23 protein-coding genes are annotated in these 25529 nt (G+C 71.0%); 20 read left to right on the top strand and 3 right to left on the bottom strand.

All coding sequences use genetic code 11. The features are described 5' to 3' along the window. Positions 1-92 precede the first annotated feature (92 nt). The gene (locus tag AB0K12_RS05690; RefSeq protein ID WP_364555884.1) at positions 93-1322 is read right to left on the bottom strand and encodes a DUF349 domain-containing protein; all 1230 of its coding nucleotides are present in this window, start codon (positions 1320-1322) and stop codon (positions 93-95) included. Positions 1323-1384: 62 nt separating this feature from the next. Beyond that, the gene (locus AB0K12_RS05685) at positions 1385-2254 is read right to left on the bottom strand and encodes a peptidylprolyl isomerase (RefSeq protein ID WP_364555882.1); all 870 of its coding nucleotides are present in this window, start codon (positions 2252-2254) and stop codon (positions 1385-1387) included. Positions 2255-2392: 138 nt separating this feature from the next. Between AB0K12_RS05685 and AB0K12_RS05680 the strand changes: the two genes are divergently transcribed. Genes AB0K12_RS05680 through aspS form a run of 3 tightly spaced genes read left to right on the top strand, consistent with a single transcriptional unit; the run spans position 2393 to position 6124 of the window. Beyond that, a complete protein-coding gene (locus AB0K12_RS05680) occupies positions 2393-3073 on the top strand; it encodes an MBL fold metallo-hydrolase (protein ID WP_364555881.1) in 681 nt (226 codons plus the stop codon). After that, positions 3073-4335, top strand: coding sequence for a histidine--tRNA ligase (gene hisS, locus AB0K12_RS05675; protein ID WP_364555879.1), 1263 nt, complete (start codon positions 3073-3075; stop codon positions 4333-4335). Before AB0K12_RS05680 ends, hisS begins: the two co-directional genes overlap by 1 nt. A 55-nt stretch (positions 4336-4390) precedes the next feature. Beyond that, positions 4391-6124, top strand: a complete 1734-nt coding sequence (aspS, locus tag AB0K12_RS05670) for an aspartate--tRNA ligase (protein WP_364555878.1) — start codon at positions 4391-4393, stop codon at positions 6122-6124. A gap of 77 nt (positions 6125-6201) precedes the next feature. Here aspS and AB0K12_RS05665 read toward each other — a convergent pair whose 3' ends face one another. Further along, entirely contained in the window at positions 6202-7098 is an 897-nt protein-coding gene (locus AB0K12_RS05665) for a peptidylprolyl isomerase (RefSeq protein WP_364555876.1), read from the bottom strand. A gap of 167 nt (positions 7099-7265) precedes the next feature. Here AB0K12_RS05665 and AB0K12_RS05660 point away from each other — a divergent pair, with 167 nt between their 5' ends. The 17 genes from AB0K12_RS05660 (at position 7266) to AB0K12_RS05580 (ending at position 25491) form a co-directional block, all read left to right on the top strand. Continuing rightward, the gene (locus tag AB0K12_RS05660) at positions 7266-7745 is read left to right on the top strand and encodes a DUF2231 domain-containing protein (RefSeq protein WP_364555874.1); all 480 of its coding nucleotides are present in this window, start codon (positions 7266-7268) and stop codon (positions 7743-7745) included. Between the two features lie 30 nt (positions 7746-7775). Continuing rightward, positions 7776-9077, top strand: a complete 1302-nt coding sequence (locus AB0K12_RS05655) for a replication-associated recombination protein A (protein WP_364555872.1) — start codon at positions 7776-7778, stop codon at positions 9075-9077. A gap of 65 nt (positions 9078-9142) precedes the next feature. After that, positions 9143-9979: an oxygenase MpaB family protein gene (locus AB0K12_RS05650; RefSeq protein ID WP_364555870.1), complete on the top strand. Its 837-nt coding sequence runs from the start codon at positions 9143-9145 to the stop codon at positions 9977-9979. 86 nt (positions 9980-10065) lie between these two features. Continuing rightward, on the top strand, positions 10066-10467 hold the full coding sequence (locus AB0K12_RS05645) for a DUF948 domain-containing protein (protein WP_345386310.1): 402 nt from the start codon (positions 10066-10068) through the stop codon (positions 10465-10467). An 8-nt stretch (positions 10468-10475) separates the two neighbouring features. Further along, positions 10476-10694, top strand: coding sequence for a hypothetical protein (locus AB0K12_RS05640; protein WP_355414407.1), 219 nt, complete (start codon positions 10476-10478; stop codon positions 10692-10694). A gap of 71 nt (positions 10695-10765) precedes the next feature. Then, positions 10766-13438 carry an alanine--tRNA ligase gene (gene alaS / locus AB0K12_RS05635; RefSeq protein WP_364555868.1) on the top strand — a complete coding sequence of 891 codons (2673 nt, stop codon included), beginning with the start codon at positions 10766-10768 and terminating at the stop codon, positions 13436-13438. Position 13439: 1 nt separating this feature from the next. Continuing rightward, positions 13440-13919, top strand: coding sequence for a Holliday junction resolvase RuvX (gene ruvX / locus AB0K12_RS05630; RefSeq protein ID WP_364555866.1), 480 nt, complete (start codon positions 13440-13442; stop codon positions 13917-13919). A 223-nt stretch (positions 13920-14142) separates the two neighbouring features. Beyond that, the gene (gene mltG, locus AB0K12_RS05625; RefSeq protein WP_364555864.1) at positions 14143-15615 is read left to right on the top strand and encodes an endolytic transglycosylase MltG; all 1473 of its coding nucleotides are present in this window, start codon (positions 14143-14145) and stop codon (positions 15613-15615) included. A gap of 211 nt (positions 15616-15826) precedes the next feature. Next, the gene (gene mltG, locus AB0K12_RS05620) at positions 15827-16990 is read left to right on the top strand and encodes an endolytic transglycosylase MltG (RefSeq protein WP_364555861.1); all 1164 of its coding nucleotides are present in this window, start codon (positions 15827-15829) and stop codon (positions 16988-16990) included. Between the two features lie 177 nt (positions 16991-17167). Continuing rightward, positions 17168-18007 (top strand): shikimate dehydrogenase, encoded by an 840-nt coding sequence (locus AB0K12_RS05615; protein WP_364555859.1) that lies wholly within the window; start codon positions 17168-17170, stop codon positions 18005-18007. Between the two features lie 402 nt (positions 18008-18409). Continuing rightward, on the top strand, positions 18410-18997 hold the full coding sequence (gene infC / locus AB0K12_RS05610) for a translation initiation factor IF-3 (protein ID WP_364116687.1): 588 nt from the start codon (positions 18410-18412) through the stop codon (positions 18995-18997). A 121-nt stretch (positions 18998-19118) separates the two neighbouring features. Continuing rightward, positions 19119-19313 carry a 50S ribosomal protein L35 gene (gene rpmI / locus AB0K12_RS05605; RefSeq protein ID WP_043622108.1) on the top strand — a complete coding sequence of 65 codons (195 nt, stop codon included), beginning with the start codon at positions 19119-19121 and terminating at the stop codon, positions 19311-19313. A gap of 24 nt (positions 19314-19337) precedes the next feature. After that, entirely contained in the window at positions 19338-19721 is a 384-nt protein-coding gene (gene rplT / locus AB0K12_RS05600; RefSeq protein ID WP_345386295.1) for a 50S ribosomal protein L20, read from the top strand. A 101-nt stretch (positions 19722-19822) separates the two neighbouring features. After that, a complete protein-coding gene (locus AB0K12_RS05595; RefSeq protein WP_364557691.1) occupies positions 19823-20626 on the top strand; it encodes an RNA methyltransferase in 804 nt (267 codons plus the stop codon). Positions 20627-20675: 49 nt separating this feature from the next. Continuing rightward, positions 20676-21767: an ATP-binding protein gene (locus tag AB0K12_RS05590; RefSeq protein WP_364555857.1), complete on the top strand. Its 1092-nt coding sequence runs from the start codon at positions 20676-20678 to the stop codon at positions 21765-21767. A gap of 131 nt (positions 21768-21898) precedes the next feature. Beyond that, a complete protein-coding gene (gene pheS, locus AB0K12_RS05585; protein WP_364557688.1) occupies positions 21899-22939 on the top strand; it encodes a phenylalanine--tRNA ligase subunit alpha in 1041 nt (346 codons plus the stop codon). Then, positions 22939-25491: a phenylalanine--tRNA ligase subunit beta gene (locus AB0K12_RS05580; RefSeq protein WP_364555855.1), complete on the top strand. Its 2553-nt coding sequence runs from the start codon at positions 22939-22941 to the stop codon at positions 25489-25491. The genes pheS and AB0K12_RS05580 overlap by 1 nt, the downstream gene beginning before the upstream one ends. Positions 25492-25529: the final 38 nt, after the last annotated feature.

Below are 25529 nucleotides of genomic sequence, written 5' to 3'. Positions count from 1 at the left end.
TCGCGGGCCCCGTCGCACGCCGCCCGATTCGGCGACGGCGGCCCGCATGGCGACCGGCGAGGGGCCCTCGTGAGCAGGGACCCCGCGCCGGATCAGCTGAACTCGGCCAGCGTGCGCTCCGCCTCCGCCAGCCAGGAACGGCGGGCGGTGAGCGCCTCCTCGGCCTCCTTGACGTCCTTCGCCCGGCCCGCGGCCTGCGCCTTGTCCAGGCGCTTCTCCAGCTGCTCGATGGAGGTGCGCAGCTGGTCGACGGTGCTCTGGGCGCGCGCCCTCGCCTCGGGGTTGGAGCGCTTCCACTCGGCGTCCTCGGCCTTGCGCACGGCCTCGTCCACCCGGCGCAGCCCGCCCTCCAGGCGGTCGCGCTGGTCGCGCGGCACGGGGCCCGCGGCCTCCCAGCGCTCCAGGATGCTGCGCAGCGCGGCCCTGGCGGTGCGCGCGTCGGTCACCGGCAGGATCTTCTCGGCCTCGGCCAGCAGTTCCTCCTTGACCACCGCGTTGGCCGCCAGCGAGGCGTCGCGCTCGGCGAACACCGCCGAGCGCGCCTGGAAGAACTGGTCCTGGGCGGCCTTGAAGCGGGCCCACAGCTCGTCCTCGGCCTCGCGCGAGGCCCGCCCGGCGTTCTTCCACTGCTGCATGAGCTCGCGGTAGACCGCCGCCGTGGGGCCCCAGTCGGTGGAGCCGGCCAGCGCCTCGGCCTCGGCGACGATGCGCTCCTTCTCCGCGCGCACGCCTTCGCGCTGCTCGTCGAGCCCCGCGAAGTACGCCTTGCGCCGCTTGGCGAACGCCGTGCGCGCCGCCGACAGCCGCTTCCACAGCGTGGCCTCGGTGGCGCGGTCGATGCGGTCGGCCGCCTTCCACTCCTCCACGAGCTGGCGCAGCCGTTCGCCGCCCGACTTCCAGTGGGTGGTCTCCTCGGCGATGCGCTCCGCCTCGCCGACGATCCGCTCCTTGACCGCCCTGGCCTCGGCCCGTGCCTGCTCGCGCGCCGCCTTGACCTCCTCGCGGCGCTGGGCCACCAGCTCGGTCAGCCCGTCGAGCCTGGCCGTCAGCGCGGCCAGGTCGCCGACGGCGTGGGCGTCGGCCACGGCTTCGCGCAGCTTGGCGATGCCGGACTCGGCCTGGGCCGGAGCGAGGTCGGTGCCCCTGACGCGCTGTTCGAGGAGCTGGACCTGACCGGCCAGCTCGTCGTACTTGCGATGGAAGTAGGCCAGTGCCTCTTCGGGTTCACCGGCCTGCCAGGAGCCGACGGCCCGCTCTCCCTCAGCCGTACGCACGTAGACGGTGCCGTCGTCGTCTACCCGGCCCCACGGGTCGGTGCTCACCGTGTCCTCCCGCACTATCCATCAGACCCTTCGGGACTACTTCGTCCCTAGTTTGTATTACGTCAGCTCTTGCCGGCGATTGTCACGTCTTTGATTTCGACGGTTTGCTTAGGTGCTCCTGTCCCATCTCCCGCGTCGGCGATCACGCCTGCTTTGTTCACCTTGTCCAGGATGTCGAGCCCCTTGGTGATCGTACCCACCGGCGTGTAATCCGGGGTGAGGCCGATGTCGCCGTAAACGAGGAAGAACTGGCTGCCCGTGCTGCCCGGCGCGGAGGTTTTGGCCATCGCCATCACGCCGCGCTTGTACTGGGCGCCCTGGAGGTTCTCCTCGGCCATGACGTAACCGGGGCCGCCCGAGCCGTCCTGGCTCTTGCCGTCGGCCTTGGCGGTCGGGTCGCCGCACTGCAGCATGGGGAACTTGTCGCTGCCGAGCCGGTGACACTTGCTGCCGTCGTAGTACTTCTTCTTCGCCAGGAACTCCAGCGAGTTGGTGGTGCAGGGAGCCTTGGCGTTGTTCAGTTCGACGACGATCTCACCGAGGTTGGTGTCGATCGTCATCTTCTTCGTGGCGGGCTCGGTCGTGACCTTGGCCGGCGGCATGCCGACGTCCTTGACCTGACCGCCTGAGGTGTCCTTGACGTAGTCGCACGTGCCCGTCGCCGCGTCGTAGGGCTTCGGCCCCGTGTTCTCCGACGCCGGTGCGGTCTCCGCGGCCGTCGCGGACGGCGAGGCGGCCGCCTCGGTGCCCGGGTCGTTGCCCCCGAGCAGCGCGACCGCGGCCACGATGCCGCCGACCACGACCACCACGCCCGCGGTGGAGCCGATGATCGCCGTGCGCTTGGCCTTCTGCTCGCGCTCGATGCGGCGCTGCATCTGCCGCTCGTAGTGCTCGCGTGCCAGCTGCTTCTGCCGGTCCTTCCCCGTGGCCACCGCTTTGCCTCCCATAGTCAATCAACTGAGGTGGGCGAATCGTATCGGCCAACGGGTAATGATTCGCAGCCCGGCGACCCGCACCGGTACCCTTCGGTTACATTCCCATTGGCTTTTCGACGAGATCACCTGAGGCAGATGCTCATCGCCGGCTTCCCCGCAGGGGCCTTCCAGACCAATTGTTACGTAGTCGCGCCCGCGGCCGGCGAGGAGTGCGTCATCGTCGATCCTGGTCAGGACGCCGTCGAGGGGCTCGACGAGCTGCTGCGCGAGCACCGGCTCAAGCCCGTCGCCGTCCTGCTCACCCACGGCCACCTCGATCACGTCTGGTCGGTGGCCCCCGTCTGCGGCGCGCGCGACGTGCCCGCCTGGATCCACCCCGACGACCGCCACCTGCTGAGCGACCCGGCCGCGGGCTGGTCCGACACCAGCGCGTCGCTGTTCGGCGGCCTCACGCTGAGCGAGCCCGACGACGTGCGCGAGCTGTCCGACGGCGCCGTGCTGCCGCTCGCGGGGCTGGAGCTCGTGGTCGATCACACGCCAGGCCATACCAGGGGGTCGGTGAGCTTCCGGCTGCCCGGCGACGAGATCATGTTCTCGGGCGACCTGCTGTTCGCCGGCTCCATCGGCCGCACCGATCTTCCCGGCGGCGACTACACGACCATCCTGAGCAGCCTGGCTACCAAGTGTCTGCCGCTGCCGGACGATACGGTCGTCCTGCCGGGCCACGGACCACAGACCACGATCGGCCGCGAGCGCGCGACCAACCCATATCTCAAGGAAGCAGCGCCGCACGCCGGTCCCACACGAGGGATCTAATGAGCTTCCAAGCACCGAAAGGCACCTTCGACTGGCTGCCACCCCGCTCCGAGCGGGTCCTCGCCGTACGCGAGGCGCTGGCCGCGCCGCTGCGCCTCGCCGGCTACGGCTACATCGAGACGCCGGTCTTCGAAGACACCCAGCTGTTCGCCAGGGGCGTAGGCGAGTCGACCGACATCGTCTCCAAGGAGATGTACACCTTCCCCGACAAGGCGGGCCGCTCGCTGACGCTGCGCCCCGAGGGCACCGCCTCGGTGGTCCGTGCGGTGCTCCAGCACAACCTGCACACCGGGCAGCTGCCGGTGAAGTTGTGGTACTCCGGCAGCCAGTTCCGCTACGAGCGCGCCCAGAAGGGCCGCTACCGTCACTTCTGGCAGGTCGGCGCGGAGGCGCTGGGCGCCGAGGACCCCGCGCTCGACGCCGAGCTGATCGTGCTCGGCGCGCGCGGCTTCGCCTCGCTCGGGCTGCGCGACGTGCGGCTGCTGCTCAACTCGCTCGGCGACAAGAACTGCCGGCCCGCCTACCGCGCAGCGCTGCAGGAGTTCCTGCGCGGGCTCGACCTCGACGCCGACACCAGGGCCCGCATCGAGATCAACCCGCTGCGGGTGCTCGACGACAAGCGGCCCGAGGTGCAGGCCCAGCTGGCCGGCGCGCCGCTGGTGGTCGACCACCTGTGCGCCGAGTGCCGGGCGTACCACGAGGAGGTGCGCGCCCTGCTGAGCGCCTCCGGCGTCGCCTTCGAGGACGACCCGCGCCTGGTGCGCGGCCTCGACTACTACACCCGCACCACGTTCGAGTTCGTCCACGACGGGCTCGGCTCGCAGTCGGCCGTCGGCGGCGGCGGCCGCTACGACGGGCTCAGCGAGATGCTCGACGGGCCGCCGCTGCCCAGCGTCGGCTGGGCGCTCGGCGTCGACCGCACGTTCCTGGCCATGGAGGCCGAGGGCCTGCTCGGCGACGACGCGGCACACGAGCGCGTGCAGGTGTACGGTGTCCCGCTGGGTGACGACGCCCGGCGCCGCATGTTCCTGCTCATCGACGAGCTGCGCGCGGCCGGGCTCAGCGCCGACATGGCCTTCGGCGGCAAGGGGCTCAAGGGCGCGATGAAGGGCGCCGGCCGCTCGGGCGCCGCGTTCGCGCTGATCCTGGGCGAGCGTGACCTGGCCGCCGAGGCCGTGCAAGTGAAGGACCTGGCCACCGCCGAGCAGACCGAGGTGCCGCTGGCCAAGGTCGTCGACGTCTTGAAGGGGAAGGTGCAGTGACCGGCGAGCCAGGGCCGCTGCCTCCCCTCACTCATCCGCATGAAGGGAAAGTGCAGTGATCCGCACGCATACCGCCGGGTCGCTCCGCGAGGAGCACGCCGGGCAGCAGGTGACGCTCGCAGGATGGGTGGCGCGCCGCCGTGACCACGGCGGTGTCGTCTTCATCGACCTGCGCGACGCCTCGGGCTCGGCGCAGGTGGTCTTCCGCGAGGAGGACCACGCCCACGACCTGCGCGCCGAATACTGCGTGCAGGTCGTCGGCAAGGTCAGGGTGCGGCCCGAGGGCAACGAGAACCCCGAGCTGCCCACCGGCGCCATCGAGGTGGTGGCCGACACGGTCGAGGTGCTGAGCGAGTCGGCGCCGCTGCCGTTCCCGATCGAGGGCAACGTGGGGGTGTCGGAGGAGGCGCGGCTCAAATACCGCTACCTCGACATCCGCCGGCAGCAGGTGGCCAAGGCGATGCGCACCCGCTCCAAGGCGACCTACCTCGCCAACGAGGTGATGCACGAGCTCGGCTTCGTCTACGTCGAGACGCCCACCCTGACCCGCTCCACGCCCGAGGGCGCGCGCGACTTCCTGGTGCCGGTGCGCCTGCAGCCGGGCAACTGGTACGCCCTGCCGCAGTCGCCGCAGCTGTTCAAGCAGCTGCTGCAGGTGGCCGGCCTCGAGCGCTACTACCAGCTGGCCAAGTGCTACCGCGACGAGGACCTGCGGGCCGACCGGCAGCCGGAGTTCACCCAGATCGACGTCGAGATGTCGTTCGTCGACCAGGAGGACGTCATCGAGGTCGGCGAGAAGCTGATCGGCCGGCTGTGGAAGGAGATCGCCGGCTACGAGCTGCCGACCCCGCTGCCGCGCATGACGTACGCCGACGCGATGGCCCGCTACGGCTCCGACAAGCCCGACCTGCGCTTCGGCCAGGAGCTCGTCGAGATGACCGACTACTTCTCCGGCACCTCGTTCCGCGTCTTCCAGGCCGACTACGTCGGCGCCGTCGTCATGCCCGGCGGGGCCTCGCAGACCCGCAAGGAGCTCGACGGCTGGCAGGAGTGGGCCCGCTCGCGCGGCGCCAAGGGCCTGGCCTACGTGCTCGTCCAGGAGGACGGCACGCTCGGCGGCCCGGTCGCGAAGAACCTGTCGGAGCAGGAGCTGTCCGGGCTGGCCGGCAAGGTCGGCGCGCAGCCGGGCGACGCCATCTTCTTCGCCGCCGGCGCCAAGAACGCCGCCCGCGACCTGCTCGGCGCGGCCCGGCTGGAGATCGGCCGGCGCTGCGACCTGATCGACGAGTCGCAGTGGTCGTTCCTGTGGGTCGTCGACGCGCCCATGTTCGAGGAGGACGGCGAGGGCGGCTGGACGGCCGTGCACCACCCGTTCACCGGGCCGAAGCCGGAGTGGGCCGACAACTTCCAGGACCACCCTGGCGAGGCGCTGGCCTACGCCTACGACATGGTCTGCAACGGCATGGAGATCGGCGGCGGCTCGATCCGTATCCACCGGGCCGAGATGCAGCAGCGCGTCTTCGACGTGCTCGGCATCTCCAAGGAGGAGGCGGAGAGCAAGTTCGGCTTCCTGCTCGAGGCGTTCAAGTACGGCCCGCCCCCGCACGGCGGCATCGCCTACGGCTGGGACCGCATCTGCATGCTGCTGTCGGGCGGCGACTCGATCCGCGACGTGATCGCGTTCCCGAAGACGGCCTCCGGCTTCGACCCGCTGACCGGCGCGCCCACGCCGATCACGACGGAGCAGCGCAAGGAGGCGGGCGTGGACGCCGCGCCCAAGCAGGCGTAGTCCCGCGAATGAGGACGGCCCGGGCGCCCCGCGAAGGGGCGCCCGGGCCGTTTTCCCATGCGGGCGAGGACCGCGCGTCAGGAGAAGGTGATGCGCTTGATGATGACCGGCTTGCGCGGTGCGGTGGTGCCGCCGTCGCCGGTGATGTCGGCCTCGTTGACGATCAGGTCCTTGGGGCTGGTGGCCAGGCCCTCCAGCATCTCCATGCCCTCGCTGACCATGCCGACGACCGAGTAGCCCGAGCCGATCTGCATGTTCTCGTTGGACAGCGAGATCGCGAACTGGCTGTTGTTCTGCCCGGCCGCGTCACCCGGCTGGGTCATGAACACCACGCCCTTGCCGACCGGGATCTCGAAGTTCTCGTCGCCGTAGACGTAGCCCGCGGTGCCCTGGCCGTCGGTCGGGTTCTTGCCGTCGGCCTTGGCCAGCGGGTCACCGCACTGCAGCATGTGCACGCCGGACACCTCGGGCGTCACCAGCCGGTGGCACTTCATGTCGTTGTAGAACTTCTTCCGCGACAGGAAGTTCAGCGAGTTGACCGCGCACGGCGCCTCGTTCGTCATCAGGTCGACGACGACGGTGCCGCGGTTCAGCTCGATCGTCATCTTCTTGAGCTTCAAGTTCGGCTTCTTGGGCGGCAGGCCCACGAACTTGTTGGGCACCGACTTGTCCCGCTTGTACGTGCACGTCACGGGGCCGGTCCTGGTCGGAGTGGGCGTCTCGGGCGTCGCCGGAGTGCTGGCGCTGGCCGAGGGGCTCGCCTGCGCCGAAGCCTCGTCGGGCTCGTTGTCGACCAAGGTGGTCGCCGCGAAGATGCCGCCCGCGACCACGACGACAGCCACGGCCGCGCCGATGAAGGTGTTCCGCCTCGCCTTGGCGGTCGTCGCGGCGGCGCGCTTCGCCTGCCGTTCCTTGTGCTCCCGCGCCAGCTCTTTCTGGCGGTCCTCTTCGCTCTGGCGGTCGTCGCCGCTCACCGCTATGTCCTCTCGTCTTTGCCAAGGTATGACCAAACAACTCCGCGAATGCTACCGGCCTTCGATATGTGACGGACGTAAGTGGCGAAAGCCGAGCGAAGCGACCGCTGAGGCCGCGAACCAGCAGGCGGCGCGGACCGTAAGTGAAGGAGAACCAAGGAGTCCCCATGTTCGACGAGATCCTCGGCCTTCCGGCCCACCCCCTGATCGTCCACTTCGCCGTCGTGCTCACGCCGCTGCTCGTCGTCGTCGCGCTCGCGTACGCGCTCGTGCCCCGCTGGCGTCCCTCCACCGCGTGGGCCGTCGTGCTGCTCTCCCTGGCGGCGCCCGCTGCCGTGTTCGTCGCCAGGCAGAGCGGCGAGAGCCTCAAGGAGGCCAGGTTCGGCGAGGTCGAGGGCGAGATGGCGGCGCGCATCTCCGCGCACGAGGGCTTCGCCCTGCCGCTGCTGCTGTCCGTGCTCGGGCTCGGCGCGTCCGCGCTGCTCCTCGTGTACGCCTCCCGCCCCGCCCGCGCCTCCCTGTCGGGCGACCGCTTCGGCCGGCCCGTCACGATCGTCCTCGCGGCGCTGACGATCGTGCTGGCCGCCGTGGCCGCCTCCTACGTCTTCCAGGCCGGGGACTCGGGAGCCAGGGCCGTGTGGTCCTAGCGGGCCTGCCGCAGCGTGTAATCTCGCGTTGTGGATAGCCTGTTCGATTCGGCGGCCGAGGAGGCCACCCCGCAGCCGCTCGCCGTGCGCATGCGTCCGCGCACGCTCGACGAGGTGATCGGCCAGCGGCATCTGCTCGGGTCGGGCACCCCGCTGCGGCGCCTGGTCGAGAGCGAGGCTCCTATGTCGCTGTTCCTGTGGGGGCCGCCCGGCACCGGCAAGACCACGCTCGCCTACGTGGTCTCCAATGTCACCGAGCGCCGCTTCGTCGAGGTCTCGGCCGTCTCCGCCGGGGTGAAGGACGTCCGCGCCGCCATCGACTCGGCGCGCCGCGAGCTCGGCATGACCGGCCGCCAGACCGTGCTGTTCGTCGACGAGGTGCACCGCTTCAACAAGGCCCAGCAGGACGCCCTGCTGCCGGCCGTGGAGAACCGCTGGGTCACCTTCATCGGCGCCACCACGGAAAACCCGTTCTTCTCGGTCATCTCGCCGCTGCTGTCCCGCTCGCTGCTGCTCACGCTGGAGTCGCTGACCGACGACGACGTGCGGACGGTGCTGAAGCGGGCCGTGTCAGACCCGCGCGGGCTCGGCGGGCGCAACACGCTCGCGCCCGAGGCGCTCGACCACCTCGTGCGCCTGGCGGGCGGCGACGCGCGGCGCTCGCTCACCTACCTGGAGGCGGCGGCGCTGCTGGCCGACGACATCACCGTGGAGGTGGTGGAGAAGGCCGTCGACAAGGCCGCCGTACGCTATGACCGGCAGGGCGACCAGCACTACGACGTCATCAGCGCGTTCATCAAGTCGATGCGCGGCTCCGACGCCGACGCGGCGCTCCACTACCTCGCCCGCATGATCGAGGCCGGCGAGGACCCGCGCTTCATCGCCCGCCGCATCGTCATCTTCGCCTCCGAGGACGTCGGCCTGGCCGATCCCACCTGCCTGCAGACCGCCGTGGCCGCCGCGCAGGCGGTGCAGCTCATCGGGCTGCCCGAGGGGCAGATCAACCTGGCCCACGCGGTCATCCACTGCGCCACCGCGCCCAAGTCCAACGCCGTCGTCAAGGCCATCGGGGCGGCGATCGGCGACGTCCGCAAGGGGCTGATCGGCCAGGTGCCCGGCCACCTGCGCGACGCCCACTACGCCGGGGCCGCCAAGCTGGGCCACGGCGACGGCTACCGTTACCCCCACGACTACGACCATGGGCTCGTGCGCCAGGACTACGCGCCCGAGCAGGTGCGCGAGCGGCGCTACTACCAGCCGACCCGCCACGGGGCCGAGGCGCCGGTGGCCGAGCGGTGGGCGAAGATCCGCGACTTCCTCAGGGGGTCGTGACACCTTCGCCGGCGAATCGTCCAAAGTGGTACTAAGTCTGGCGATCACGGGGAATCACGATCGTTGTGAAGCCGACCGTGACCCCCGGCGGCGGCCTGTTCGGCCCCCGATCGATCACCTGGCGTGTCCACGCCGAGACGCCCACCTGGCCGGCGGCCGTACGCGCCTTCCAGCTCCAGGCCCTGCACCCGCGCACGATCCGCGGCGTCGTCCAGAACCACCTGCTCGACGACGCCGAGGCGGTCAGGGCGCACCTGCGGCGGCGGCTCGGCTTCGTCGCCCTGCGCACGTTCGGGACGCGTGAGCAGGCCGAGGAGGCGTACGAGCGGGCCCGCGAGGTGCACGCCCGCCTCGTCGGGCTCGACACCGCGACGGGCACGCTGTTCCGGCTGGACGAGCCGGAGAACCTGCGCTGGGTGCACTGCGCCGAAGTGGCGTCCCACCTGCAGGTCGCCCGGCTGTCGGGGGTGGCGCTGACGGCGGGGGAGCGGGACGCGTACGTGGCCGAGCAGCGCCGCGCCGCGTCCCTCGCCGGCCTCACCGACGTGCCGGGCACCGCAGGCGAGCTGGACGACCACCTCACCGGGATGCGCGCCCACCTGTCCGCCACCGACGAGGCACGCGAGCTGCTGCGCCTCGTCGTCACCCCGCCGCTCTCGCTGCGGCCCGGCACCCTGCCCGCCGTCGGCGCGCTCGCGTTCGCCACGCTGCCCGGCTGGGCCAGGAGCATGTACGGCTGCCCCGGCGACGCGGCCGCCGGATATGCGGCGGGCGCGGCGCTCAGGGCGCTGCGCGCGGCGGCCATGGCGATGCCGGAACGGCTGGTGGCGCCCGAGATCCGGGCCGCGCGCGCCCTCATGCGAGCGGCGGCGCGGACCCGGGGAGCCGACGTGGCTGCCTGATCGGGGGAGCTTTCCGCACTAACGTTGTCACCCGAACGCGATAGGGTCTTGACGTTCCGGCCCAGCGTACGTAGGGAGATGCGCGGATGCTTACCGCTGGAGAGGTCGCCGGGCTGATCGCCGCCACGGGCTGGGTGGTCCTGGTGTGCGTCATGGCCATGGTGCTCGTCAAGCTCGCCCGGCTGCTCAACGAGACCACCAAGGCGGTCTCCGACCTGAACAAGCGCCTGGCGCCGCTGCTCGACGACGTCAGCGTGACGGTCAACGAGACCAACAGGCAGCTCGTCGCCGTCGAGGCCATCGCCAAGGACGTCAAGCAGGTCAGCGGCCACGCGGCCAAGCTGAGCGCGGTCACGCAGACCATCTTCACCGGTCCGCTGATCAAGGTGTCCTCCCTGAGCTACGGCCTGCGCAGGGCCATCGAGGCCCGCCGGCCGCGCCGCCCCGTGCGGACGAGCAGGAGCCGGGTTCAGGAGCGCGCACGATGATCAGACGCATGTTCTACGTCTCGCTGGGCGCGTTCCTCGCCTTCTGGGTGATGCGCCGCCTGCAGGCCCTCCACCCCGACCACGTCGCCCGGCGGACGGCCGACGGCGCCGCGGGCATGCTCCGGCAGGTGAGAGACTTTACTCACGACGCGCTCGGCGAGGCCGCGGAGCGCGAAACCGAGTTGCGCGCCCGGTTCGGCCTCGACAAGGCTGAAAACGCCGGATGACGCTCGCCCGCCGACGGCGGGCGGCTCGACGAACACGACAACACGACTGACTACAGCAAAGGATGGCCACCATGGAGTCGGCAGAGATCGCGCGCCGCTTCCTGCGCTTCTTCGAGGAGCGTGGGCACACCATCGTGCCCTCGGCCAGCCTGATCGCTGAGGACCCGACGCTTCTCCTGGTCAACGCGGGTATGGTGCCGTTCAAGCCGTACTTCCTGGGGCAGCGCAGGCCTCCGGGGTCACGGCTTGCCACCGCCCAGAAGTGCGTCCGCACGCCCGACATCGACGAGGTCGGCAAGACCACCAGGCACGCGACGTTCTTCCAGATGCTGGGCAACTTCTCCTTCGGCGACTACTTCAAGGCCGAGGTGATCCCCTACGCGTGGGAGCTGCTCACCAGGTCCGAGTCCGACGGCGGCTTCGGCTTCCCCGAGGACAAGCTGTGGGCGACGGTCTACCTCGAGGACGACGAGGCGTACGACATCTGGCGCAACAAGGTCGGCCTGCCCGAGCACCGCATCCAGCGCCGCGACCTCGAGGACAACTACTGGCACATGGGCGTGCCCGGCCCGGGCGGCCCGTGCTCGGAGATCTACTACGACCGCGGCCCCGAATACGGCAAGGAGGGCGGCCCCGTCGCCGACGAGGACCGCTACCTCGAGGTCTGGAACCTCGTGTTCATGCAATACCAGCTGAGCGCGGTCCGGGCCAAGACCGACTTCGACATCTCCGGCGAGCTGCCGAGCAAGAACATCGACACCGGCATGGGCCTCGAGCGCATGGCGGCGATCCTGCAGGGCGTCGACAACATCTACGAGATCGACACCACCTACAAGATCCTCGACAAGGCGGCCGAGCTCACCAAGACCCGCTACGGGCGCGACCAGCGCGCCGACGTGAGCCTGCGGGTCATCGCCGACCACGTGCGCACCGGCACCATGCTGGTCGCCGACGGCGTGCTGCCCGGCAACGAGGGCCGCGGCTACGTCCTGCGCCGCATCCTGCGCCGCTCGATCCGCAACCTGCGCCTGCTCGGCTCCGGCGACGAGCGCTACATGCACGAGCTGACCGACGTCGCGATCAACGTGATGGGCGAGCAGTACGACCAGCTCAAGGCCGACGCGCCGCAGATCCACGCGGTCATCGACGCCGAGGAGGCGTCGTTCCTCGGCACGCTGCGCACCGGCACCGCGATCTTCGACGTCGCCGTCGAGGAGACCAAGCGCAAGTCGGGCACCACGATCCCCGGCGACCAGGCGTTCAAGCTCCACGACACCTACGGCTTCCCCATCGACCTGACGCTGGAGATGGCGGCCGAGCACGGTCTCAAGGTCGACGAAGAGGGCTTCCGCCGGCTCATGAAGGAGCAGCGGGCGGCGGCCAAGGCCGACGCGGCGGCGAAGAAGACCGGCAACGCCGACATCTCCGTGTTCGGCCAGATGCTGGAGTCCGCCGGCAAGGTCGACTTCCTCGGCTACGACGAGACCGAGGCCGACACCCGCATCGTCGGCATCCTCGTCGACGGCCTGCCCGTCCCCGCGGCGGGCGCGGGCAGCACGGTCGAGGTCGTGCTGCAGCGCACCCCGTTCTACGCCGAGGGCGGTGGCCAGCTCGCCGACCAGGGCGTCATCCGTACGAGCGGGGCCGAGGTCGAGGTCGTCGACGTGCAGTCGCCGCTCAAGGGCCTCATCGTGCACCGCGGCAAGATCCGCAGCGGCGAGCTGCGGGTCGGCGACGAGGCGCAGGCGGAGATCGACATCGAGCGGCGCCGCGCGATCTCGCGCAGCCACAGCGCCACCCACCTCGTCCACCGCGGCTTCAAGAACGCGCTCGGCGAGACGGCGGCGCAGGCCGGCTCTGAGAACTCACCCGGCCGCTTCCGCTTCGACTTCACCGCGGCGGGCGCGGTGCCGCCGAGCGTGCTGCGCGACGTCGAGGACGAAGTCAACGCCGTGCTCATCAACGACCTCAAGGTCAACGCCTTCTACACCTCCCAGGCGGAGGCGCGGGCGATGGGCGCGCTGGCCATGTTCGGCGAGAAGTACGGCGACGAGGTCCGCGTGGTCGAGATCGGCGACTACTCCCGCGAGCTGTGCGGCGGCACCCACGTCCACAGCTCCGGCCAGCTCGGCCTGGTCAAGGTGCTGGGCGAGCAGTCGGTCGGCGCGGGCGTGCGCCGCGTCGAGGCCCTCGTCGGCATCGACGCCTTCCGCTTCCTCGCCCGCGAGAGCGTGCTGGTCAACCAGCTCAGCGAGCAGCTCAAGGCGCGCCGCGAAGAGCTGCCCGAGCGCATCGAGGGCATCGTCACCCGGTTGCGCACCGCCGAGAAGGAGCTGGAGCGGCTGCGCTCCGCCCAGGTGCTCCAGGTGGCGGGCGAGCTGGTGTCGCAGGCCCGTGACCTGGGCGGCGTCTCCGTCGTGACACACCGCGCGCCTGATGGCACCGGCGCCGATGACCTGCGTAAGCTCGCGCTTGATGTACGAGGCAGGTTCCCGGCCGACCGGCCGGCGGTCATCGTGATCGTCGGCGTCCCCTCCGACCGGCCCGTGGTGGTTGCCGCGGTCAATGAGGCGGGGCGCGAGCGGGGGCTCAAGGCCGGACGGCTGGTCGGCGTCGCCGCCAAGGCTCTTGGGGGTGGCGGTGGCGGCAAGGACGATGTCGCGCAGGGCGGCGGCACACGACCGGAGGCGATCGGCGACGCGCTGCGCCTGGTTGACGACGCGATCGTGGGGCAGCTCGGCTGACATGAGGTTCGGTTCACGGATCGGCGTCGACGTCGGTTCTGTACGCATCGGCGTGGCGCGCAGCGACCCGTCCGGGTTGCTGGCCACGCCGGTCGAGACCGTGCGGCGGGGCAAGGGCGACCTCGACCGCATCGCCGCGATCGCCGCCGAGCACGAGGCGATCGAGGTCGTGGTGGGGTTGCCCACCTCGCTGTCCGGGCGTGAGGGGCAGGCCGCGGGGCTGGCGCGCGAGTTCGCCGCCAGGCTCGCCGCGCGGCTGGCGCCCACGCCCGTCCGCCTGTTCGACGAGCGGCTGACCACGGTCACCGCGCAGCAGGGCCTGCGGGCCAGCGGCGTGCGGGCGAAGAAACAGCGCGGCGTCGTCGACCAGGCGGCGGCCGTCGTGCTGCTGCAGGACGCGCTCGACTCCGAGCGCGCCACGGAGAGACCACCAGGCAGGCCCGTCGAACCGCCCCGCGCGGCCGACGGACCTGCCTCATGAGCGCGCCCACGCCCACATCCCGTGACGGGTGGCCCGCTGCTCGGGCCATCACTTTCGCGCTGCCCTCTTCCGAGCACGCCCGCCACTCCTTCCGAGACGCACACCGGGCCTCCGGGAACGCGCGGCGCCGCGTGGCGAGTGACTCTGCCGGGACGTGCCGTCCCGAGGCCGCTGTTCGCGGCTCTTTGGAGCGTTCCGATCGGGTGTCCGATGAGGTGGTCGCATGAACAGGACACCGGGCGACGAGGACGACCTCGGCGACATGATCCCCTTCCAGGACGGCGAAGACCTGCCCGAGGGCACAGAGCCAGAGCCCGAGGCCCGAACCGCGCCCGAGGAGCGGCCCGGCTACGAGGAGCGGCGCGCGGCCGAGGCCGGTCGAGACGGGATGGCCGAGCCCGATCGGCAGGTCGCAGCCGCGGCGCAGCCGGACCCCGAGGAGCGGGTTGCCGCTGGGGCGGAGGCGGCGTCTGAGCCGGATCCCGAGGAGCGGGTTGCCGCTGCGGCGGAGCCGGGGGCTGAGCGGTGGGCGGCTGCTGGGGCGGAGCCGGGGGCCGAGCGGGGGAGCGCCTCTGATGAGCAGCCTCCTTCCCAGCCCTCTTCTCGGCCTCCTTCTCGTTCCCCTTCCGAGGAGGCCGCTGGGGACGATGTGGCTGCGGGGCGGCGGAAGGCTTGGCGGAAGGCGGGGGTGCTGTCGGCTGGGTTGCTGGCCGGGGTGCTGGCGCTTGGTGTGGGGGCCATCACGGTCGTGAAGCCGTACCTGAGCCCTGATGACTTCGAGGGGCCGGGCAACGGCGCGGTGACGGTGCGGATCACGCCGGGGTCGAGCGCGTACGCGATCGGGGCCGCGCTGGCCGAGGCCGGGGTGGTGGCGAGCGCGCAGTCGTTCGTGAACGTGACCGAGCAGCGCGCGGTGAGCGACCGGCTGCGGCCGGGACACTACCGGCTGCGCAAGGGCATGGCCGCGGCGGCGGCGCTCGACCTGCTGCTCAAGCCCGCCTCGCGGGTGGTGCGGCGGGTGACCGTGCCCGAGGGGCTGCGGGTCCAGGAGGTGTTCAGCCGGCTGGCCAAGCTGGCCGGGCTGCCGGTAGAGGAGCTGCGCAAGGTGGACAAGGCCCTCGTCGGCCTGCCCAAGTACGCTCCCGGGCTTGAGGGCTTCCTGTTCCCCGCCACGTACGAGATCGAGCCCGGCGACACCGCCGTGGACGTGCTGGCGGCGATGGCCGAGCGGTTCGAGGCCGCGGCCCGTCACGTGGGCCTGGAGGAGCAGGCCGCGCAGGTGAACCTGACGCCGCTCGAAGTGGTCACGGTGGCGAGCATGATCCAGGCCGAGGGCGGCACTGACGAGGACTACCCGAAGATCGCTAGGGTGATCTACAACCGGTTGGCGAAGGGCACCCCGTTGGAGATCGACAGCACGGTGCTGTACGCGCAGAACCGGCGGACGCTGAAAGTCACGGAGAGCGACACCAAGGTGAACTCTCCCTACAACACCTACCGGCACAAAGGGCTGCCCCCAGGCCCCATCGCCAATCCGGGCGAGAAGGCACTGATGGCGGCCCTGAACCCGGCTGAAGGCGATTGGCACTGGTTTGTTACCACGGATCCCGCGCATAGAATCACCAAATTCACCAACGAAGAGAGCGAGTTCGTGAGATACCGGGAAGAGTTGAACAAGAACCTCGGGACACGCTGATGTTCGTTGGGACCCGCACTGTCCCCGCGCAAAAGCCCCAAAACGGGGCATGCGTCCTCTTTCCGTCCCCTAGCATGGCTACCCAGAGTGATCCCCGTCGGCCGGAGTGGTGCGTCCGGCGGATTCCCCCGTTTCGCTCGGTGACTCCAGCCGGTTGGGCAGTTCCGCTTGACGCCTGGCGGGCAGTGCCGGGAGATTGGCCAGCGCATCTATGAACGATCTCGATCTGAACACTCTGCTCGGCCCCGAGGATGACGAAGGCTCGCCTCGGCGCCGCTCCCGGGGCGCCGGCAAACGCGGCGGCGGCCGCCGCCGTCGCCGGCGCCGCAACCGGGGCGGCTTCCTCGCGCCGATGCTCGCCTTCATCGTCTTGGCCGGCATCCTCGGCGGCGGTGGCTACTTCGCCTACACGCGGATCGGCGACGCGCTCACTCCCGATGACTACTCCGGCGCCGGCTCCGGCGAGGTCGTCATCGAGATCAAGGACGGCCAGAGCGCCTCCGACGTGGCGCAGGAGCTGGAGCGGCGGGGGGTCGTGGCCAGCGCCAGAGCGTTCACCAACGCCATCGCCAACGCGAAGAAGAGCGGCTCGCTGCAGCCGGGTGAGTACAAGCTGCGCAAGAAGATGTCCGCCGCCCGCGCCGTCGAGATGCTCGACCACGACAAGCGGCTGCGCGACACCTTCACCATCGCCGAGGGCCTGCGGCTGTCGCAGACGCTCTCCCAGCTCGCGGAGAAGACCGGCAAGCCGCTTGAGGAGTTCAACGCGGCGGCCAAGGACGTCGGGAGCCTCGACCTGCCGAAGTACGCCAGGGGCAAGCTGGAGGGGTACGCCTTCCCGGCCACGTACGAGTTCCAGCCCAACTCGACGCCGAAGCAGATCCTGACGGCCATGGTCAAGCGCTACAACCAGACGGCCGAGAAGTACGACATCGAGTCGGGCGCCAAGGACCTCGGCTTCACGCCGCACGAGCTCATCACCATCGCGAGCATCGTGCAGGCGGAGGCGGGCCGGCAGGAGGACATGGCGAAGATCGCCCGCGTCATCTACAACCGGCTCAAGCTGCCGATGAACCTGGCGATGGACAGCACGGTCATGTACGCGCTGAAGAAGCATGGCACGTACGCGACCTTCGCCGAGACGCGGAACACCAAGTCCCGGTACAACACGTACAAGTACGCTGGGCTTCCGCCGGGGCCCATCGCCAACCCCGGCGACCACGCCATCGAGGCGGCGCTCAACCCCGCCAAGGGGCCGTGGCTGTTCTTCGTCGCCACCGACCCCAAGAGCCAGGTCACCGAGTTCGCCACCACGGAGGCCGAGCACAACGCGCTGGTGGCCAAGTGCAAGGCGAACGGCGGCTGCGGCGGCTGACCGTCTAAGGCGCCCGCGCACGCAACGCGCTGCGCGGGCGCCGCAAGCGGATGCGCCCCGGGCCGATGGGTCGTGAGCTGGTGGGGCTGGAGGACGTTTCCCCCGTGCGCCCGTGGCGCGTCCGTGTGGCGTGGTGGGCGGCGGTAGGGTGCTGCGTGGTTGGAAAGGACGTGCGTGATGCGAGCTGCCGTGATGGGGTCGCCCATCGGCCATTCGCTCTCGCCCCACCTGCACCGGGCCGCCTACCGGGCGATGGGGCTCGACGGGTGGAGCTACGAGGCGTTCGAGTGTGACGAGGCCCGGTTGCCCGGCCTGCTGGCCGAGCTGACCCCCGTACGCGGGCAGGGCGGCGACGACGGCCGCGCCTGGGCGGGGCTGTCGCTCACGATGCCGCTCAAGCGGGCCGTGCTGCCCCTCCTCGACACGGTCTCCGACCTGGCCGTCGAGGTCGGCGGCGCCAACACGGTGGTCTTCCGCGACGGGCGGCGCCACGGCGACAACACCGACGTCTACGGCATCGAGCGGGCCCTGGCCGAGGCGGGGGTGCCCGCGCCGCGCTCGGCGACCGTGCTGGGCGGCGGCGCCACGGCGGCCTCCGCGCTGGCGGCGCTGCGCGGCCTCGGGCTCTACTCCGCGACGCTGCTCGTCCGCGACCCCGCCAGAGCGGGGGAGACAGCCGCGGTGGCCGAGCGGCTGGGCGTGGCGCTGGCGGTGGAGACGTTCGCCAAACTCGACGCCCGCATCGACGTCGACCTGGTGATCTCCACGCTGCCGAGCGGCGCCGCCGACGCCTTCGCCGGCCGGCTGGCGCGCGTGCCGGCCCTGTTCGACGTGATCTACGCGCCCTGGCCGACCGCCGCGGCGACGGCCGTGCGGGCCGCGGGCGGCATCGTGGTCGGCGGGTTCGAGATGCTGCTGCACCAGGCGGTACGCCAGGTGCAGCTGATGACCGCCGTGACGGACGTGCCCGTCGAGGCCATGCGCGCCGCCGGCGAGGCGGAGCTGCTCCGCCGCTGAATGCCCGCGTCATGGGAGTGATGCCCGCCGCAGGTAAGGTGAGCTGCTCCGACGCTGAATCTCCGTGTCATGGGAGTGTTGCCCGCTGCCGGCGAGGTGAGCTGCTCCGGCGCTGAGTCTCCGCGTGGCGGGGATGATTCGAGCAGGCTTCGGTGTTGTGGTAATGTAGCTCTCTGATCGGTCCGGCATGCCTTGCTGGACGCGCAAGCGGAGGTCTCCCTCCCACCTGAGTCGCCGCGAGGTGGCCGGGTCCAGGATCACGCCGGACTACTCCGGGGAGCTCGAGGCCACGAAAGCCACAGAGCTCAGTGGCCCCGCATGCGCGACGTGCGGGGCTTTTCGCGTTCATGTGAGAAGCCCCGATACGACGAGCACGTAGGGATCGCAAACCTAGGAGGCCCCATCAGCACTGAGCCCCGCATCAACGAGCGTATCCGAGTTCCCGAGGTTCGCCTCGTGGGCCCGAACGGCGAGCAGGTAGGCATCGTCTCCATTCATGACGCGCTGAAGCTCGCCCAGGAGGCCGACCTCGACCTCGTCGAGGTCGCGGCCACGGCTCGACCGCCCGTGTGCAAGCTCATGGACTACGGCAAGTTCAAGTACGAGTCCGCGATGAAGGCGCGCGAGGCGCGCAAGAATCAGGCGCACACGATCATCAAGGAGATCAAGCTCCGGCCGAAGATCGACCCGCACGACTACGAGACCAAGAAGGGTCACGTGGTGCGGTTCCTCAAGGCGGGGGACAAGGTCAAAGTCACGATCATGTTCCGCGGACGCGAGCAGTCCCGGCCGGAGCTCGGTTTCCGGCTGCTGCAGCGGCTGGCGGACGACGTCCAGGAGCTCGGCTTCGTGGAGTCCCACGCCAAGCAGGACGGCCGTAACATGATCATGGTGATCGGTCCGCACAAGAAGAAGGCCGAGGCAAAGGCCGAAAAGGCCGCAGCCAAGGCGCAGCGTGGCGGCGAGGAGCCTTCCCCACCGGAAGCGTGACCCGCAGTTGGGGTTAGCCTTACAGCACCCCAGCAGCCACCGGCAGACGAAGACGCCGCGACCGGGCCGGACACGCACCGGCCCGGCCACCGGCACGACCGAAACGAGGAGAGACGGCGACATGCCGAAGATGAAGACGCACAGCGGTGCGAAGAAGCGGTTCCGGCTCACCGGCACCGGCAAGATCAAGCGTCGCCGTGCCAACCGCGCGCACTACAACGAGTGGAAGTCGTCCACGCTGACGCGCCGTCTCAAGAACGAGGTCGTCCTTTCCGACGCCGATTCCAAGAAGATCAAGAAGCTGCTCGCCAAGTAGCGCGAACCCCCGGGGAGAAGAAACATGGCACGCGTGAAGCGGGCGCTCAACGCCAAGAAGAAGCGCAAGGTCGTCCTCGATAGGGCGAGCGGTTACCGTGGCCAGCGGTCGCGGCTCTACCGCAAGGCCAAGGAGCAGATGCTCCACTCGATGACGTACGCCTACCGGGACCGCAAGGACCGCAAGGGCGCTTTCCGTCGTCTGTGGATCCAGCGCATCAACGCCGCGGCCCGGCAGAACGGCATCACCTACAACCGCCTGATCCAGGGTCTGCGCCTGGCCAACATCGAGGTCGACAGGAAGATCCTGGCCGACCTCGCGGTCAACGACAGCCAGACCTTCGCCACGCTCGTCGAGGCCGCCAAGAAGGCGCTCCCGGCGAACGTGAACGCTCCGGCCGCGAGCTGAAGCGCTCGATTTGAACGAGGGGCCCACCGATGACGGTGGGCCCTTTGCTGTCTGCACGCACTGGCCGGTGGCTGCAGGCGTCCGTACGACTGGGGGAGACGATGGCCGGGTCCGAGCTGACCAACGTGAGATCGCCGCGGGTCAAGGCCGCGCGGCGGCTCACCAAGCGGGCCTTCCGCGAGCAGGACAGGAAGTTCCTGGCCGAGGGGCCGCAGGCGGTGCGCGAGGCGCTCAAGCTCGACGGCGTGACCCTGGAGCTGTTCAGCACGGCCGAGGCCGAGCTGCGCCACCCCGAGCTGATCACCGAGGCCACGCTCAAGGGCGTCCCCGTCCACCGGGCGAGCGGCGAGGTCATGTCCGAGCTGTCACAGACCGTGACGCCGCAGGGGCTGGTGGCCGTCTGCCGGCTGGTGCACGTGCCCCTGGAGGAGGCGCTGGCGGGCGAGCCGCGGCTGGTGGCGGTGCTGGCGCATGTCCGCGATCCCGGCAACGCGGGGACCGTCATGCGGGCGGCCGACGCGGCGGGGGCGGACGCGGTGGTGTTCACGGACGCGTCGGTGGACCCGTACAACGGCAAGTGCGTACGCGCCAGCGTCGGCAGTCTTTTCCATCTTCCCGTCACGATCGGTGCACCGGTGGGCTCCGCCGTGCGTCAACTCAGGGAGCGGGGCCTGCGCGTGCTGGCGGCCGACGGCGCGGGCAAGCACACGCTCGACGACGTCGATCTCTCGGGACCGACGGCGTGGATCTTCGGAAACGAGGCCTGGGGACTGCCGGAGGAAATACTCACCGAAGCGGATGATGTGGTCAGAGTGCCCATCTACGGACAGGCTGAAAGTCTGAACCTGGCCACCGCCGCGGCGGTATGCCTTTACTCCTCGGCCAGGGCGCAGCGGGTGCCCTAGGCGACGGGAAACCCGCTATTGTCGGCGTTGTAGGCGGAGGAGGCGAGGCGTGCACGGCGCAGACACCGACGGGCGAGTGGTCGCGGCCGCGTGCACGATAGCCATCGACGATCTCCCCGACGGCCTCATCATGACCGACCGATATGGGCGCGTGCTGGCCGTCAACCGGGCCGCCGCGCGGCTCACCGGCATCGCGGCGGAGCGCGCCGTCGGCCGGCACATGAACGACGTCTACCCGTTCCGCGACCACGACGGGCGCGACTGGTGGAAGGCGCTCGACCCCGAGGGCGGGCTGCGCACCCGCACCCGCGTGCCGGAGCGGCCGCTGCACCTGCCGGGCGGGCAGGAGCTCTACGTCGCGGCCAGGCTCGTCCGCGAGCCTGAGCGCGGCGGCGAGGTCGAGCGCGTCGCGATCACGCTGCGTGACGGCGGCGCCCGCTCCCGGCTCGAGCGCAGCCGCGCCGACCTGGTCTCCACCGTCGCCCACGAGCTGCGCTCGCCGCTGACCAGCGTCAAGGGGTTCACCGCCACGCTGCTGGCGAAGTGGACCCGCTTCACCGACGAGCAGAAGCTCGTCATGCTCGAGACGGTCAACAACGACGCCGACCGCGTCACCCGGCTCATCACCGAGCTGCTCGACGTCTCCCGCATCGAGTCGGGGCGCCTCGAGGTGCGCCGCCAGGTCGTCGATCTGCCCGCCAGGGCGCGCCGCCTCATCGCGGGCCGGGTCGCGGCCGGCGAGGGCGAAGGCCGCTTCCGGCTGATCGCCGACGACGAGCTGCCCGAGATGTGGCTCGACCAGGACAAGATCGACCAGATCCTGGGTAACCTGGTGGAAAACGCGCTGCGCCACGGGCGCGGCACTGTGACGATCGAGATCGAGTCCATCGAATGGGGAGTGGCCGTGTCGGTGCGCGACGAGGGCGAGGGCATCGAGCCCGAGCTGGCTCCGCGCGTCTTCAGGCAGTTCTGGCGGGGCGGCAACAGCCGCCGCCGGGGCGGCACGGGGCTCGGCCTGTTCATCGTCAAGGGCCTGGTCGAGGCGCACGGCGGCACGATCACGGTGCAGCGCGCGCCCGAGGGCGGGGCTGAGTTCCGATTTACCTTGCCCACCGGCACCCCCGACTTCGCCGGCGTCTAGTCGCCGCGTTCGGGCCCGGTGGGCGGGTCCCACTAGACTCTTTTCCGCTCAAGCCCTGGATACGGAGCTCACTCTTGTCTGACTACGATCCCGTCGAGGTGACACCGTTGCATGCCGACGAGGTGTCCCGGATGGAGGCCGACGCCATCGAGGCGATCAAGGCGGCCGGCGACCTCGACGCACTCAAGCAGGCCAGGCTGGCGCACGCGGGTGACCGCTCGCCCATCGCCCTGGCCAACCGCGAGATCGGCGCCCTGCCGCCGGCCGCCCGCGCCGAGGCCGGCAAGCGCGTCGGCGCGGCCCGCAAGGCCATCAACGAGGCGCTCGCCGCCCGCCAGGCCGAGCTGGAGGCCGAACGCGACGCCCGCGTCCTCATCGAGGAGGCCGTCGACGTCACCCTGCCGTGGGACCGCCGGCCGCGCGGCGCCCGCCACCCGCTCACCACGCTGCAGGAGCGCATCGCCGACGCCTTCGTCGCCATGGGCTACGAAGTGGCCGAGGGGCCTGAGCTCGAAGGTGAGTGGTTCAACTTCGACGCTCTCAACATCGCCAAGGACCACCCGGCGCGCTCCGACCACGACACGTTCTTCGTCGGCTCCACCGACTCCGGCATGGTGCTGCGCACGCAGACCTCGCCGGTGCAGATCAGGGCGCTGCTCCAGCGCGAGCTGCCGGTCTACGTCATCTCGCCGGGCAAGACGTTCCGCACCGACGAGCTCGACGCCACGCACACCCCGGTCTTCCACCAGACCGAGGGCCTGGCCGTCGACGAGGGCCTGACCATGGCACACCTCAAGGGCACGCTCGACCGGTTCGCCGAGGTCATGTTCGGCAAGGGCATCACGACGCGGTTCCGGCCCAACTACTTCCCGTTCACCGAGCCGTCCGCGGAGATGGACCTCAAGTGCTTCGTCTGCCGCGGCGCCTCCGCGGTGCCCGGCAACCCGCCCTGCCGCACCTGCAAGTCGGAGGGCTGGATCGAGTGGGGCGGCTGCGGCATGGTCAACCCGCGCGTGCTCATCGCGTGCGGCGTCGACCCGTCGCGTTACTCCGGGTTCGCCTTCGGCATGGGCATCGAGCGGACGCTGATGTTCCGCCACAACGCCGAGGACATGCGTGACATGGTCGAGGGAGACGTGCGCTTCACGCTCCCGTTCGGAATGGAGATCTGATGAGGGTCCCGCTTTCCTGGCTGCGGGAGTATGTCGATCTCCCGGCGGTCACCGCCCACGAGGTGGCCGACAAGCTCACGGCCGCCGGGCTCAAGCTCGAGTCGATCACCTCGCACGGCCACGACGTCAAGAACGTCGTCGTCGGCGAGGTGCTCGAGGTCGAAGAGCTGACCGGCTTCAAGAAGCCGATCAGGCACTGCAAGGTCGAGGTGGGCGAGGCGACGCCGCGCGAGATCGTCTGCGGCGCCACGAACTTCGCCGCCGGCGACCGGGTGCCCGTCGTGCTGCCCGGCGGCGTGCTGCCCGGCGGGTTCGAGGTCGGGGCGCGCAAGACGTACGGGCGGATGTCCGAGGGCATGATCTGCTCCGAGCGTGAGCTGGGGCTGGGCGACGACCACAGCGGCATCATGGTGCTGCCCGAGGGCACGCCCATCGGCACCGACGTGGTCGAGCTGCTCGGGCTGCGCGACGACGTCATCGAGCTGGAGATCACCCCCGACATCGGCTACGCGCTGTCGATCCGCGGCGTGGCCCGCGAGGTGGCCACGGCGTTCGGGGTGGCCTTCCGCGACCCCGCCGACGTCGAGGTGCCCGCCGAGACCGCGCCGTCGTGGCCGGCCTCCATCGCCGACCCGACCGCCTGCGACCGGTTCGTGCTGCGCGAGGCGCACGGCTTCGACCCGGAGGCGCAGACGCCGCTGTGGATGCGCGTACGCCTGCACCGGGCCGGCATGCGCCCGGTCTCGCTGGCCGTCGACATCACCAACTACCTGATGCTGGAGCTCGGGCAGCCGCTGCACGCCTTCGACCGCGGCAAGCTCACCGGCGAGATCGTCGTCCGCAGGGCCGCGGCGGGCGAGCGGCTGGAGACGCTCGACCACGTCGTACGCGACCTCGACCCCGACGACATCCTCATCACCGACCAGTCGGGGCCGATCTCCATGGCCGGCACCATGGGCGGCCTGGAGACCGAGATCTCCGGCTCCTCGACCGACATCGTCATCGAGGCCGCCCACTTCTCCGCCACCGGCATCTCCCGCGAGTCCCGGCGGCACGGGCTGGTCTCCGAGGCGTCCAAGCGGTTCGAGCGCGGCGTCGACCGCGAGCTGCCGCTCGTCGCCTCGTGGCGGGCCGTGCGGCTGCTGGCCGAGCTGGGCGGCGCCACCGTGCAGCCCGGCGTCACGCACGCCGAGGTCGAGGTGTCGCCGGCGCGCATCGCGATCCCGGCCGGCTATCCGGGCCGGGTGGCCGGCGTCCCCTACTCCAAGGAGACCGTGGTCACCCGCCTGCGGCAGGTCGGCTGCGTCGTCACCGACGGCGCCGACCCGGCCGTGCGGCAGGGCGGCGTCGCCCCGACCGGCGTGGTGACCGGCGGCGAGCTGGCCGCCAGGCTGGCGGTGACCGGCGACGACATGATCACCGTGACCCCGCCGTCCTGGCGGCCCGACCTGACCGACCCCAACGACCTGGCGGAAGAGGTCATCCGGCTGGAGGGCTACGCGAACCTCCCGTCGGTGCTGCCCTCCGCCCCGGCCGGCGCCGGGCTCACCGAGGGCCAGCGGCTGCGCCGGCGGGTCGGGCGGGCGCTGGCCGAAGGCGGCTACGTCGAGGTGCTCAGCTACCCGTTCATCAGCCCCGACGACTTCGACCGCATGCAGCTGCCCGCCGACGACGCGCGCCGTCGCGCCGCGCGGCTGGCCAACCCGCTGTCGGAGGACGAGCCGCTGATGCGGACGACGCTGCTGCCGGGGCTGCTGAAGACCCTCGTACGCAACGTCGGGCGCGGCTTCACCGACGTCGCGCTGTTCGAGTCCGGCGCCGTCTACCGGCCCCGCGAGGACGCGCCCGAGGTCGCTCCGGTGCTCGGCGTCGAGCGGCGGCCCACCGCCGACGAGCTGGCCACCATCGAGTCGGCGCTGCCCGACCAGCCGCTGCGGGTCGCGGTCGTGCTGGCCGGCGAGTTCGAGCGGTCCGGCTGGTGGGGCGCGGGGCGGGCGGCCTCGTGGGCCGACGCCGTGCAGGCGGCCCGGCTGGTCGCCGCCGAGGCGCGGCTCGAGCTGTCCATCAGCGCCGACCAGCACGAGCCCTGGCATCCCGGCCGGTGCGCCGCCCTCTACGTGGGCGACACGCTGGTGGGGCACGCCGGTGAGCTGCACCCGCGGGTCATCGAGGCGTACGGGCTGCCGGCCCGCACCGCGGCGATGGAGCTGGAGCTGTCGCGGCTGGAGGCGGCCATGCCGGGGCCTGTCGACACGCCCGCCGTGTCCGCCTACCCGGTGGCCACCCAGGACGTCGCGCTGATCGTGCCCGACTTCACGCCGGTCGCCGACGTCGAGGCGGCGCTGCGCGACGGGGCGGGGGAGCTGCTGGAGTCGATCAGGCTGTTCGACGTCTACGCGGGTGAGCAGGTGGGCGAGGGGAACAAGTCGCTCGCGTACTCGATGAGGTTCCGCGCGGCCGACCGTACGCTGACCGTCGAGGAGACGACGGCGGCCCGCGACGCGGCGGTGGCCATGGCCGCCGACCGGGTGGGCGCCCAGCTCCGCGGCTGACCCGGTCGTTTCAGAGGGCCGGTGCGCTGCCGCACCGG

Origin of the sequence: Nonomuraea sp. NPDC049419 (genome assembly GCF_040676995.1) — a bacterium.
GTDB classification, from domain to species: Bacteria; Actinomycetota; Actinomycetes; order Streptosporangiales; family Streptosporangiaceae; genus Nonomuraea; species Nonomuraea salmonea.
This window is presented reverse-complemented; position numbering and strand designations above follow the sequence as displayed.

What these genes read in the sequence shown, in the direction of transcription:
- AB0K12_RS05680 (WP_364555881.1), top strand. Translation starts at nt 2,393, where the DNA reads ATGCTCATCGCCGGCTTCCCCGCAGGGGCCTTCCAGACCAATTGTTAC.
- hisS (WP_364555879.1), top strand. Translation starts at nt 3,073, where the DNA reads ATGAGCTTCCAAGCACCGAAAGGCACCTTCGACTGGCTGCCACCCCGC.
- AB0K12_RS05660 (WP_364555874.1), top strand. Translation starts at nt 7,266, where the DNA reads ATGTTCGACGAGATCCTCGGCCTTCCGGCCCACCCCCTGATCGTCCAC.
- AB0K12_RS05645 (WP_345386310.1), top strand. Translation starts at nt 10,066, where the DNA reads ATGCTTACCGCTGGAGAGGTCGCCGGGCTGATCGCCGCCACGGGCTGG.
- AB0K12_RS05640 (WP_355414407.1), top strand. Translation starts at nt 10,476, where the DNA reads ATGTTCTACGTCTCGCTGGGCGCGTTCCTCGCCTTCTGGGTGATGCGC.
- alaS (WP_364555868.1), top strand. Translation starts at nt 10,766, where the DNA reads ATGGAGTCGGCAGAGATCGCGCGCCGCTTCCTGCGCTTCTTCGAGGAG.
- ruvX (WP_364555866.1), top strand. Translation starts at nt 13,440, where the DNA reads ATGAGGTTCGGTTCACGGATCGGCGTCGACGTCGGTTCTGTACGCATC.
- mltG (WP_364555864.1), top strand. Translation starts at nt 14,143, where the DNA reads ATGAACAGGACACCGGGCGACGAGGACGACCTCGGCGACATGATCCCC.
- mltG (WP_364555861.1), top strand. Translation starts at nt 15,827, where the DNA reads ATGAACGATCTCGATCTGAACACTCTGCTCGGCCCCGAGGATGACGAA.
- AB0K12_RS05615 (WP_364555859.1), top strand. Translation starts at nt 17,168, where the DNA reads ATGCGAGCTGCCGTGATGGGGTCGCCCATCGGCCATTCGCTCTCGCCC.
- rpmI (WP_043622108.1), top strand. Translation starts at nt 19,119, where the DNA reads ATGCCGAAGATGAAGACGCACAGCGGTGCGAAGAAGCGGTTCCGGCTC.
- rplT (WP_345386295.1), top strand. Translation starts at nt 19,338, where the DNA reads ATGGCACGCGTGAAGCGGGCGCTCAACGCCAAGAAGAAGCGCAAGGTC.
- AB0K12_RS05595 (WP_364557691.1), top strand. Translation starts at nt 19,823, where the DNA reads ATGGCCGGGTCCGAGCTGACCAACGTGAGATCGCCGCGGGTCAAGGCC.
- pheS (WP_364557688.1), top strand. Translation starts at nt 21,899, where the DNA reads ATGGAGGCCGACGCCATCGAGGCGATCAAGGCGGCCGGCGACCTCGAC.
- AB0K12_RS05580 (WP_364555855.1), top strand. Translation starts at nt 22,939, where the DNA reads ATGAGGGTCCCGCTTTCCTGGCTGCGGGAGTATGTCGATCTCCCGGCG.